The sequence below is a fragment of the Paenibacillus sp. MBLB1832 genome, from assembly GCF_032271945.1.
Taxonomy (GTDB): domain Bacteria; phylum Bacillota; class Bacilli; order Paenibacillales; family NBRC-103111; genus Paenibacillus_E; species Paenibacillus_E roseopurpureus.
Genome location: NZ_CP130319.1, coordinates 893,130 through 905,676 on the forward strand (window position 1 = coordinate 893,130; position 12,547 = coordinate 905,676).

The 12,547-nt window shown below is 45.8% G+C and carries 11 protein-coding genes; 10 read left to right on the forward strand and 1 reads right to left on the reverse strand.

Annotated features, from left to right (window positions below):
- Positions 1-10: 10 nt before the first annotated feature.
- The 9 genes from MJB10_RS04020 (at position 11) to MJB10_RS04060 (ending at position 9,439) form a co-directional block, all read left to right on the forward strand.
- Positions 11-880, forward strand: coding sequence for a phytoene/squalene synthase family protein (locus tag MJB10_RS04020; RefSeq protein ID WP_314801956.1), 870 nt, complete (start codon positions 11-13; stop codon positions 878-880).
- Between the two features lie 15 nt (positions 881-895).
- A complete protein-coding gene (locus MJB10_RS04025) occupies positions 896-2,392 on the forward strand; it encodes a phytoene desaturase family protein (RefSeq protein ID WP_314801958.1) in 1,497 nt (498 codons plus the stop codon).
- Positions 2,385-3,782: an aldehyde dehydrogenase family protein gene (locus MJB10_RS04030; protein WP_314801959.1), complete on the forward strand. Its 1,398-nt coding sequence runs from the start codon at positions 2,385-2,387 to the stop codon at positions 3,780-3,782. Before MJB10_RS04025 ends, MJB10_RS04030 begins: the two co-directional genes overlap by 8 nt.
- Positions 3,783-3,903: 121 nt before the next feature.
- Positions 3,904-4,320, forward strand: a complete 417-nt coding sequence (locus tag MJB10_RS04035) for a glycosyl-4,4'-diaponeurosporenoate acyltransferase CrtO family protein (protein ID WP_314801961.1) — start codon at positions 3,904-3,906, stop codon at positions 4,318-4,320.
- Entirely contained in the window at positions 4,317-5,843 is a 1,527-nt protein-coding gene (locus tag MJB10_RS04040) for a phytoene desaturase family protein (protein ID WP_314801963.1), read from the forward strand. Before MJB10_RS04035 ends, MJB10_RS04040 begins: the two co-directional genes overlap by 4 nt.
- A 43-nt stretch (positions 5,844-5,886) precedes the next feature.
- Complete coding sequence (locus MJB10_RS04045) at positions 5,887-7,005, forward strand: glycosyltransferase family 2 protein (RefSeq protein WP_314801965.1); 1,119 nt, start codon at positions 5,887-5,889, stop codon at positions 7,003-7,005.
- Between the two features lie 114 nt (positions 7,006-7,119).
- Positions 7,120-8,370: an NAD(P)/FAD-dependent oxidoreductase gene (locus MJB10_RS04050; RefSeq protein WP_314801967.1), complete on the forward strand. Its 1,251-nt coding sequence runs from the start codon at positions 7,120-7,122 to the stop codon at positions 8,368-8,370.
- Positions 8,367-9,101 carry an MBL fold metallo-hydrolase gene (locus tag MJB10_RS04055; protein WP_314801968.1) on the forward strand — a complete coding sequence of 245 codons (735 nt, stop codon included), beginning with the start codon at positions 8,367-8,369 and terminating at the stop codon, positions 9,099-9,101. The genes MJB10_RS04050 and MJB10_RS04055 overlap by 4 nt, the downstream gene beginning before the upstream one ends.
- 35 nt (positions 9,102-9,136) lie before the next feature.
- The gene (locus MJB10_RS04060) at positions 9,137-9,439 is read left to right on the forward strand and encodes a hypothetical protein (protein WP_314801970.1); all 303 of its coding nucleotides are present in this window, start codon (positions 9,137-9,139) and stop codon (positions 9,437-9,439) included.
- Positions 9,440-9,489: 50 nt separating this feature from the next.
- On the opposite strand, the gene MJB10_RS04065 is transcribed toward MJB10_RS04060, so the two are convergent.
- Entirely contained in the window at positions 9,490-11,553 is a 2,064-nt protein-coding gene (locus MJB10_RS04065) for a beta-galactosidase (RefSeq protein ID WP_314801971.1), read from the reverse strand.
- A 142-nt stretch (positions 11,554-11,695) separates the two neighbouring features.
- Between MJB10_RS04065 and MJB10_RS04070 the strand changes: the two genes are divergently transcribed.
- Entirely contained in the window at positions 11,696-12,526 is an 831-nt protein-coding gene (locus MJB10_RS04070; protein ID WP_314801973.1) for a helix-turn-helix transcriptional regulator, read from the forward strand.
- The last annotated feature ends 21 nt before the right edge of the window (positions 12,527-12,547 follow it).

A 12,547-nucleotide genomic window follows, 5' to 3' on the forward strand; every position in this document is an offset into this window, starting at 1 on the left:
GAGGGACGTTATGGACACAGAGCAATTGCGAGCGGATTTTAGATATTGTGAAACAATCATCAAAAAACATTCCAAAAGCTTTTATTATGCTTTTTCGCAACTTCCGCCCAAAAAAGCCAATGCCGTCTATGCCATTTATGCTTTTTGCAGAATTGCAGACGATTGTGCAGATTCAAATCAACCACAGGCGGAAAAGCTCGAGTCGCTGCAACGATTGAAAAAAGAGCTCGATTTATTCAGGGATGGGGCAGAGGTGGATCATCCCCTATGGCGTACGCTCAGGCGAGTCTTTACTGATTATGAGATGGATATTCAACCATTCTACGACCAGTTAAATGGACAATGGATGGATATGAATTTTTCCATTCCAAAAACCATGCATGAGCTTGAGATCTACAGTTATTATGTTGCTGGCTCGGTAGGGTTGATGCTATTGCCTGTCCTCGCTTCCAACGCTTCTGGCGATTTGCGTTCATCGGCAATTGAGCTTGGCATTGCCATGCAAATCACGAATATCCTGCGTGACGTCGGCGAAGATCTTCATAAGAAGCAACGGATTTACTTGCCCGAAGAAGAAATGGAGCGTTTCCGATATTCGAAGGCGGATTTACGTCAAGGTCTCATTAACGAAAGTTTTGTTAATCTGTGGGAGAGTCTAGCTAAGCATGCGGAATCCTTATACGACGGTTTCGATCGGAGCATAAATCTCTTTGACGCTGACAGCAGGCTGCCTCTCTCTCTTTCTGTAGCCGTATACAAAGGCATACTGGATGCTGTCAGAGGCAGCAATTATGATTGTTTCTCCAAGCGCAACTATGTATCGAAGGAGAAAATGATAAATATTAGCGCTACCATTGAAAATCGCTCCCAAATTGTCTGAAAGGTGTTGGATAAATTGACGAATAAGAAGAGTGTATTGATTATCGGCGGCGGGCTTGGCGGCCTATCCGCTGCCATATCCTTGAGACAAAGCGGCTATAGCGTTTCTTTATATGAACAAAACAATCATATTGGAGGTAAACTGAATCGCCTGGAGCAAGATGGCTTCGGTTTTGATCTGGGGCCTTCCATTCTGACGATGCCGCAAATCTTTGAAAAATTGTTTACTGCAAGCGGTAAAAAGATGGCTGATTACGTCCCGATCGTAAAGCTGAACCATCAGTGGCGATCCTTTTTTCCGAATGGCAATACTATCGATCTCTATGAAGATATCGAAGAGATGAAAGCGAAAAATATCTCCCTGAATGAACAGGATATGTCCGAGTACAAGAACCTGCTCCAATATTCCAAGAAGCTGTACGAAATGACGGAGCAGGGATACTTTAAACATGGGGCTGACAATACCAAAGATATCGCGCGATATAATGGCGTGTTCAATGCTTTGAAGAACTTTGATTTATTTTCCACGGTACATAAGTCGATTGCGAAACGAATAAGCAATCGAGATCTGCGAGACATGCTCTCCTATTTTATCAAATACGTCGGTTCGTCTCCTTATGATGCGCCAGCCGTACTGAACATGATGATCTACATGCAGCATGAGCAGGGCCTATGGTATGTCCCTGGCGGAATGCACCTGCTTGCCCGCGGATTGGTGAAGCTGGCAGAGGAAATAGGGGTATCGATTCATACGGGCAAACGAATTGTTGGGCTTCAAAAGAAGGATGGGCAGATTACAGGGGGCACTTTAGAAGACGGGACGGAACTGTCGGCAGACTACTACATTTCCAATATGGAGGTGATCCCGTTCTATGAACATCTGCTCCAGGAAGAGAAGCCTTTTATCCATCAATTGAAAAAGAAATATGAACCGGCAAGTTCAGGGCTTGTCATGCACCTCGGCGTGAAGAAAACGTACCCTCAGCTCGCTCATCACAATTTTTTCTTTGCAGAAAATATGAAGCGGCAAATGAATAACATATTTCACCGCCATGAGCTGCCGGATGACCCGGTCATCTATCTGGTGAATGTGAATAAAACAGACCCTGCGCAGGCACGCGAAGGATATGAAAATTTAAAAGTATTGCCCCATATCCCCTATATCCAGGATCAACCCCTTACACAGCAAGACTACGATCGTTTTGCTGAATTGGTGCTGATGAAATTAGAAAGAATGGGACTGGATGGCTTGCGCGATAACATTGTGACTAAAGATGTATGGACACCGGAAGATATTAAACGAATCTATGGTTCCGACCGGGGGGCCATTTATGGCACATTATCCGATCGCAAAAGAAATAAAGGGTTCAAGCATCCCAAGCAGAGCACGCGCTATGACAACCTTTATTTTGTCGGCGGAACGGTAAACCCGGGAGGCGGCATGCCTATGGTGACATTAAGCGGTCAACAGGTACGGGACAAAATCGTGCAAAGGGATGCGAACCATGGGTGATCAGGAACGTATTGAGCCACGTGCGTTATTGGAAAAGCAACAAGAGGATATTCTTCAATGTCCATTTCCTACGGTGAAAGAGCGCACGAATACGCTTCTGCGGCTGAAACAGATGCTTATCGATCATGAAGCGGCATTTATCGAAGCGCTTGTTTCCGATATGAGAAGACCTGCATTTGAAGCTTTCTCCTTCGAAATTGCACTTCTGTTGAATGAGATCGAGTACGTATGCAGGTCTTTGAAACGATGGGCAAGATTCGAGCGTTCCTATCAGTTCAAATTCGGCTATATAGAAGCGCTTCGCACAAAGCGAAGTCCGTACGGCAGCGTTCTCATCATCAGCCCATGGAATTATCCGCTGCAGCTCGCATTGATGCCGGCCATTAGCGCGCTTGCAGCAGGAAACCGATGCGTGATCAAACCATCGGAATACGCACCCGCAACAAGCGAGCTGCTGCATAAGGTTGTCAGCCAAACGTTTCCCCCGGAATTAGTATCCGTTATAACTGGAGATAGGCAACTTGCCAAGCAATTGACAACGCTGCCATGGGATCTCGTGTTTTTTACAGGGAGCCAAGAGACAGGAAAGGCCGTATCGCAGCAGGCTGCCGAGCAGCTTACCCCCGTCATATTGGAGCTCGGCGGGAAGAACGCCTGTATTTTGGATGAAACGGGGTTTTCCCCCGAAACCATTCGGGAAATCGTCTGGGGTAAATTTCTCAATGCGGGGCAAACCTGCATTGCGCCAGACACGCTATTCGTGCATGAATCGGTGTATGAAAGAACGCTATCCGAAATTTCTGCCGCTTTACTGGCATTTTACGGTGAGTTCCCCAACGATAGCAAGGACTACGCCAGGATTTGTCATGATCGGCACTTTCAAAAACTACTGCATGTTATCGCGCAGGGCAAAGTTCTGTATGGAGGCACTTATAATGCGGATGATTTATTCATCGCCCCGACCGTGTTAACAGATATACAACCTGGGAGCTCCATTATGCAGGAGGAGATTTTTGGCCCTGTATTGCCTGTTATTCCTTATACCGATCTGAAATCCCTATTAGATCAAAAGGTGATCCAGCGTGATGCATTGGTCGCATATGTGTTTAGCAAGAACAAGCAACACATTGAATGGATGAAAAACTACATGCGATCTACGACCGTCAGTGTGAATCAAGTCATCCACCATGGCGCCAATCCCCGAGTTGCTTTTGGCGGCGTGGGGCGCAGCGGACATGGCAGCTATCACGGCAAAGCGGGATTTCTAAGTTTCAGTTATGAGAAGACGGATTACAACGCGTATCGCTACTTGCATGTGTCCGATAAATTTCCACCCTATTCAGATCAAGACATGCGCATTGTGCGCAAATTTAGAAAATGGCTGTTGTAAGGGAACAATGAAATCGTCTAGGAGGATTGCCGTGCCCCCAATATCTTTTCCTATCTTTTGGACTGTTAGCATTGACATATTCGCTTGGGCTTTTTTTCATATCGTCGTTTCCGTCTTTTGCTTGAAGCTTCCGTTGGCCTATTTTCTGAAAGACAGTGTCTGGTATCGGCTTTTCGCATGGGAGAAATCAGGAAAGTTATGGCAGAAGCTATTGCTCGTAAAAAGATGGAAAGGGCGTCTGATAGACGGGACAGCGATTCTGAAAAAAGGGTATGGCAAGAAGAAATTGCATGGCACCCGCGTAAGCGACTTGAAAGTATTCGCCGCGGAAACCAAGCGCGCGGAGCTGACTCACTGGTTGTCTATAGTGCCAGCACCGTTATTTTTCATATGGAACCCTATCTGGGCGGGTTGGGTTATGATCCTGTATGCTGGTATGTTCAATTTGCCGTTCATCATTGTGCAGAGATATAATCGCGGGCGAATCGAGGCCATTACATCAGGGGCGAATAAAACGGGAGCGGGGTCATTCTCATGAGCAAAAAGGTCATTGTTATTGGCGCAGGCGTCGCAGGGCTTGCCAGCGCCATAAGACTGCAGCATGCTGGATACAAGGTCGAAATCTATGAGAAAGGACCATTGCCGGGCGGGAAAATGAACCGGATTGAAACGGGCGGTTACAAATTTGATCTGGGACCAACGATCGTCATGATGCCGGAGTTGTACAGAGAAATTTTTGAACTGTGCGGACGTAATGCCGATGACTATATTCCCATGGAGAGATTAGACCCGATGTACCGGGTGTATTATAAGGATATCCCCAATGAACCATTCGATATTTCCTCCGATCTTGTGGAATTGACGAAGACGATCGAAAAAATCAGCGAAGAGGATATGGAGGGCTTCTTTCTCTATCTGCATGAAATTTATAAACGATTTATGGTCGCCAAGCACAACATTATCCAGAGACCCTTCCGTAAATTCAGAGATTTCTATAACTTCTCCATGCTGAAGAAAGCATTGAAACTGAAGACGTTCGACACGGCAGATCGTTTTATGAGCAAATATATGAAGAATGAACGGCTAAAGCAGATGATTAGCTTTCAGACCTTGTACATTGGCATTTCCCCTTTTAAAAGCCCGTCGTTTTATACCATGATTCCCATGATACAATTTATGTATGGTGTTTGGTTTATTAAAGGCGGTATGTTTACCATGGCTCATGCGATGGAGAAGCTCTTCAAAGAACTGGGCGGGACTATCCACTATAACAAAAATGTGCAGGAAATAGACATACAGAACGGTAAAGCAAGAGGCATCCTTGTAGACGGGGAGAAAGTCCCGGCGGATTTCGTGGTATGCAATGCAGACTTCCCGTACGCCATCAAAAATTTGGTGAAAGACCGGGCGGCAAAAGGGAGATTCACGGATAAAAAAATCGATAAAATGAAATACTCCTGTTCTTGTTTTCTTCTATATTTGGGTATGAATAGAAAATACGAGGAAATCGAGCACGTTCATAATTTTATTTTTACGGAGGATTTGAAAAAAAACCTGGATGACATTTTTGCGGGGAATAAACTGACCAATGGGTCGTTTTATGTCTATATCGCATCCAAAATGGATCCTTCGCTTGCCCCCGAAGGAAAAGACGGTTTATACATCCTGATGCCGGTTTCCCATGTAGCTTCAGCTAATTATGAATGGAATGAGGAAACGATTCAGGATTACCGAACCTATATATTAAACACATTAATGAAGATTCGTGGTTTTGAACAAATAGAACAGGAGATCGTCACAGAAACATGCATCACGCCGCGCGACTTCGAATCAAAGTTTAATGCCTTTAATGGCTCTACTTTCGGTCTGATGCCGATCTTGTCTCAGAGCAATCATATGCGACCGCAGAGCAAGGCCAAGGATTGCGACAATCTGTACTTTACTGGCAGCAGCACGCATCCGGGAGCGGGTGTTCCCATTGTGCTATTATCGGCTAGAATTGCCGCACAGGAACTGATTCAGGATGATCAAGGAATTGTATTCGATTATAGCGGGAAGTGAAGCAGCATGAATGCAATTCATTTACCTTGAGGAGGAAATGGCTATGACCGTTTCAGAAGAAATCAATCTTATCATTGGTTCACTGGCTCTTCTAGTGGGACTTTTGATGTTCTGGACGTTTCCCATTATCAAGACAACAGAGAAAAACGGTCAACTGTTCCCGCTGCTGTCCATCATCATTCCTGCCCGAAACGAGGCAGGCCGGATTTCCCCGTTGCTGCGTTCATTGCAAGAGCAGCATTACCAGTCATTCGAGGTTCTGATTGTTGACGATCATTCGACAGACCAGACTGCGAATATTGCCAGAAGTTTTGGTGCCAAGGTTCTACAGAACAAAGCCGTAGATTCAGGATCAGGCAAATCTACGGCCTGTTGGCATGGAGCTCAGCACGCGAAAGGGCAATGGCTTCTGTTCTTGGATGCAGATACTTCTTTCACGGATGCTGACAGCCTATTTAAGATACTGGGGTTCTATCATCGAAAAGGCGCTAGGGGGATTTTATCCCTGCAGCCCTATCATACCGTGCATCGATTATATGAGAATCTATCGGCCATTTTTAACGTAATTGTGTTTGTCGGCATGAATGTATTTACAATCTGGGGGTCAGCTTTTAAAGCGGCAGGCTCTTTTGGTCCGAGTATCGTGTGCAATAAAAAGGATTATTTCTTGGCAGGGGGGCATCACAAAATCCTGGGCGCCGTGATGGATGATCTGGCACTGGGGCAGGCCTTCATGGATAATAACCTTCCTGTCTATTGTATGGGCGGGAGCGGAGTGATCACTTTCCGCATGTACCCGGAAGGTCTCAAAAGTCTTGTCGAAGGATGGTGCAAAAGCTTTGCCGTCGGTTCAAAATCCACCCATCCGGTCGTGATGGCAATGATCATCCTTTGGATTACCGGCGGTTTTATGAGTACTGCAGCCCTCATTTCCTCCATTATGGTATTCAATATAAGTGGCATGGCGTCCAGTGGTCTGTTATACGCGGCGTATGCTTTACAGACGTTGCGATTGGCACGCAGATGCGGCAATTTCAATCGATGGATATTCTTATTCTATCCGTTATTGTTTTTATTTTTCTCGGCCATACACCTATATTCCCTATTCCGGGCACATGTTCTGCATTCGGTAAGCTGGAAAGGTCGTAAAATAGATGTGTAAGGTTCTCGACTAAAATCCGGAAATAATCACAAAATATATAAAAAGGCGATGGGCATATCTCAATGCATGTACATACTCGATCCTTTTTATAACGGTGAATAGCAGGAGGAAGCGATGAACTTACAAAGTGGAACATACTACTGGCCGACTACATATCTCGATGCTCCTTCATACCCCGCTTTAAAGGGAAACCTGCAATGTGACGTCTTAATTGTAGGTGGAGGGAGCTCCGCCGCACAATGTGCGTATTATCTGGCTGATTCTGACCTTGATGTCGTTGTTATTGAAAAGGGTAAAATTGGACATGGCAGTACAAAATCGAATACTGCGCTGATTCAATATTCCGGGGAAAAAATGTTCACCGATTTAATTCATACCTTTGGTGAGGACTACATTGGCCGTCATCTGCAATTATTACGACAAGCAGTAAATGAAATTGAAATGGCTGCAAATGCGGTGGATATCGATTGCGAATTTACAAGAAGAGATACTTTATATGCGGCCAGTTGCCAAGAAGATATCATCCGGTTGCAGAAGGAGTATGAGTTATTAAAAAAGCATGGGTTTGAACTTTCATTTTGGACAAAAGAGGATATTGAACGTAATTACCCTTTTTCCAGAGATGCTGCCATTTATTCTTATGATGATGGAGAACTTAACCCTTATAAGTTCACTCATGCTTTGTTTGACTATGCGGCTAAGAAAAATATTCATATATTTGAAAATACTGAAATGAATGGACATCATTATGATGCAGAGACAGACTGCATGAAGATTTCTATAAAAAAGGGATATTCCATTACAGCACGCAAGGTTATTTTTGCTGCAGGTTATGAAGGTATGGACATCAGGAAGGAGAAAATGGTTTCCTTTGTGAGTACCTACACCGTAACAACAAATCCAGTGGATGATTTCTCCACTTGGTATAACCGTACACTGCTATGGGAGACCGCTCGTCCCTATTTATTTATGCGTACAACGGCAGATAACCGCATCATTATCGGCGGTTTAGATGACAATACGACCCATCCGGAGGATCGGGACAGCAAGTTAATGCATAGGAAGGAAAAGCTAATCGAGGAATTTCATAAGCTGTTTCCTGATATCAACGTAGAACCCGAATACTACCTGGCCTCTTTTTACGGCGGATCAGTGGACGGTCTTCCTATCATTGGCGTTTATGATCAGTATCCTTGCTGCTACTTCCTATTTGCATTTGGCGACAACGGCACTGTATACAGCCAACTCTTATCAAAACTGATTAGAGATCATATTGTCACAGGCAGTAGTCCTGATTTCGAACTCTATTTGCCAGATCGTCCGGTGCTGTCCGTATCATCAAAGAGAGAGGAAGTATCCAAATGAGAGTAAGAGTCATTGGCAGATGGGGCGCATTTCCAAGAGCTGGTGAAGCGACTTCAGGCTATTTGTTAGAAGTAGGAAGTCACAAAATTTTACTCGATTGTGGAAGCGGTGTGTTGGCAGCTTTACAGAAATTTATTGAGCTAAGAGACCTAACATCTGTATTTCTATCTCATCGTCATTATGATCATATGGCAGACTTAGGTTGCCTTCAATACGCATGTTTAATTGATATGGATCTACAACGTCGAGATACGCCGCTGAGGCTCCTAACTTCGGAGGAAGTTGAAGGAGAATGGTCAATTCCTGTTATGAAGGGCACGCAGGAAATTGGAGTTAATGAAAGTGCTAGGGTAACATTGGAGGATGGCGTAAAGGTAACTTTCTTCCGAACCAATCATGATGGTTATTGTTTAGGAGTAAGGATTGAATTTGAAGGGAGAGTATTAGCCTATACGGCTGATACTCGCTACGATGAGACGCTTGTACCTTATCTGAAAGACGCGGATCTCCTTATTACGGAATCTTCTTTTTATGCAGACTTCCATGCAGCTCAGTATGGCCATATGAATTCATATGAAGCAGGGAAGTTAGCATCGAAGGCAAATGTAAAGAAGTTGCTGTTATCGCATTTGCCCCATTTTGGTAATACGCAGTTATTGAAGGAAGAAGCCGCGGTTATGTTTAATGGTGAGATACTTTTAGCAGAGTTCGGTTTGCAAGTGGTCATATAACGCCAAGATGTTGCACCTAGTAGGAGATTATAGATATGGCTTTCGGAGTATCCAGACATGAACTGAATGAATGGAAGCGCAAATGCTCAGAAGGGGAAATTGCCTTTTTAACGCATTATTGGGTAGAACCTCGCTATCCAGAAGTGAAGACGATCACTAAGGTGGGCTGTTGTGATTTGGAACGATTGAAGGCATGGTGCTCGGCGAATGGGTTAAATCCAGCTTACATACATCTACGTGATGAATATCCACATTACGATCTAATAGGGAACAAGCAGATTGAAATTTTAAAGAGAGAAAATTTGACTGATCATCTGCTTAGATTCAAGCTATATTGAAAGGGATCTGCGACTGCTGCAGATCCCTTTCAATGTTAGAGGCATTTCCTCTAGCTCAATGCTAGTACCAACACATCGTAAGGAGCGATGTCCAGCTCTCCGACGCCAAGCTGTTTGCCTGCCAACATGTCGTCCATCTCTCGCAATAGATGTGCTCTGACTGGCTTGTCAGAGAAGTTCAAGAGGAAAGCAAAACGGCGATTCTGCTTCACACGAATGGCAACCTCCACCTCAGGGGGCAGCTCCGCCCAACCCGTTGTTGCGGGTGCAAGCCCCAGGCGGTGAATCAAGGCATCGGCGACTTCGCGACTGAACGCGGCTCCATAATAATAAGCCTCTCCGCTGCCATAGGCGTTTCGGGTAAGCGCTGGTTTCCCCGCATAATAATCTCCGTCAAATACGGCTAGTGTCTGGACGCTGTCGTTCTCTGGCAACAGAATGTCATTGAACAGGCGCGCTGGTGTAGGCGCTTCGTCGGCGCCATCGATCCATCGCATGTTCGGCGTGGATGCCTCGTTCAGGACAAGTGTAAAATCTTCCACCGTCACCCCGCACAAGTCAGCGACGAGGCCTGGAAATGGTGTCATTCGGCAATGGCCGCGCTGATCCTTATAGCCGCTGCGAGCTCCGAAAAGCAGCTTGCCTCCCCCCGCTACGTACTGTTTAAGCAGCTCCGCTGTTTCCTCCGACATAATGGCTGGGTGCGGATAGATCAACACTTTGTAACGAGTTAGGTCATGCAAGGTCGTCTTATTCTGCACATACAAATAGTCATATGGAATATGGCTGAACTGAAGGGCTTTGCTCCAGCTGTATTCACTCTCTCTGGTTAGAGGACCGTGCCAGACGTCGAATTCTCCGTCCCACTCGTTGTCATAATCGTGCAAGATCGCTACGTCCGCAGCAAAACGAGATCCAGCAATGATTTCTCCGATCTTCCCTAATTCCATACTAATCTTCGCTGCTTCGGTGACCCTTCGATTAGGTCGGTTATGGTAATCGTTGATGCCATGCCAATAAATTTCAGTTCCGAATGTGGCGGTGCGCCATCTAAAAAATAGCACCATATCCGCTCCATGAGCGACAGATTGATACGTCCACAATCGCATTTGGCCTGGCTTCGGCGCAGATTGGGCAAGCAAATTCACCCAACCGCCAGGGCCCGATTGCTGTTCCATAATGCAGAAGGTTGGTGAGGCTGAACGAACCTTGGCCAGTTGGTTGGAATAGCTGCGGTCCATGAGCGGATTCTCGCGATCCGCATCGTTCCAGATCGTGGAGAAGTTTGGATACGAGTCGTATGAGAAGAAATCCAACAATTCATCGGTCATAGCATGACTGTCCAAATGTCCAAACATGCCGTTGGTTGTAATCCATTGCTGGGGCGCAAGCCTCCGCAGGATGTCTACCTGCAGACGGGCAAAGGAAATGACATTGTCGGAGATGAACCGTTTTTCATCCAAGGCTTGGTGAGGGTTAGCGGATTTGCTTGGCGCAGGGCGAGACAAATGAACTTGCTCCCAGTCGGAATAACTCTGGTTCCAGAACACGGTCCCCCATGTCTGATTCAATACATCCAAGGAACCGTATTTCTCGCGTAGCCAAATCCGAAATGCAGCATGATCAGCTTGAGAGTAAAATACATTGACCTCGCAGTTTAGCTCGTTATCGATCTGCCAGCCTGCGACTCCAGGGTAGTTGGCATAATGTTTGGCCATCGCTTCTGTAATTTTGGCGCAATATTGTCGGTACACAGGACTGCTGTAGTTGTAGTGACGTCTTACCCCGTGTTGATACTGCACGCCATCGAAGCTGACATTCAGAATTTCAGGGTATTGATAGGTCATCCATGCAGGCGGTGTGGCGGTGGGGGTGCCGAGAATGACTTTTAGTCCGTGCGCATGAGCAAGGTCTATCGCCCGATCGAACAAATCAAAAGTGAAAACACCTTCTTCTGGTTCAAAAAAATTCCATGCAAACTCACCCATTCGTATGATGGTGAAGCCTAACTCTTGCATCCGTCTGTAATCGTCAGCCCACATGTGCTCGGGCCACTGTTCGGGGTAGTAGCAGACGCCTAGATCAAATTGCTCGCCTGGAATCGTTTTATCCATGATGTGGACAACCTCTTTTCAAGTCATATATTAGTTTCTTGCTAAAATAATACCTTTATATCCTCATTATATTTATTTATAATAGGAAGTTAAATAACATCATTTTGCTCCATGTATTAGATTTTTGCGTTTTGGAGGCGTTATGAAAATTCATTATGTATTACCGGAACCGCTTTACAAACACTACACGGTTTATCCCGATATGATTGGCCAATACACCAATTCTCCTGATCATCAGGAGAGGAGGTTTCAAGGCCAGCTGCAAGAAGCGAATTTACATATTGTATTAAGCGGGAAAGGGTATGTGATCGATAACGGAAGGGAAGTCTGTCTGGAAGCGGGGCAGGGGTTCTATTACGGGCCAGGTCTAGAGCAGGAATATCGAACAGATCCGCAGGAGCCATGGGAGGTATTTTGGGTACATTTCGGAGGCGAGGGGCTCAGCAGACTATTGAGCGGTCAAGGCGCTGCTTCTGTTTGGTTATTCTCCTTTGGTGATTTGCCCAAGCTGAAACAACTAGCGGCAGGCTTGCTAGAGCTGGCATCTCCGTACGATCGGAACGAGGTGCAATTGGCGGTGAGGCTGTATGAGCTGCTCGCTGAGCTCGCCTTACGTGCTGAGACGCTAGGAACAGCGACGACGCTAGACAAGCGTGCGCGGATGAGGGAGGTTGCGGAATATATCCGCAACCATTGTACAGAGCTGCTGACACTGCCCCAGATGGCCGAACAGGCATGCTTCAGTACGTATTATTTTAGTCGGATGTTTCACGAAGTGATGGGGAGGACCCCGATGGAATGGCTGTTTGAATGCCGTCTTGTTGTCGCCAAGGAACGGCTGATCTCAACCGATTGGACGATTAAGCAAGTGGCAGAGGATGTCGGTTTTTCCCAAAGTAGTTACTTCATTGCGCGCTTTCGGGAGCACACAGGACTGACACCGCAGGAATATCGACGCTGGTACAAGGGGTAACAAAAGAGGACTTCAACTTCA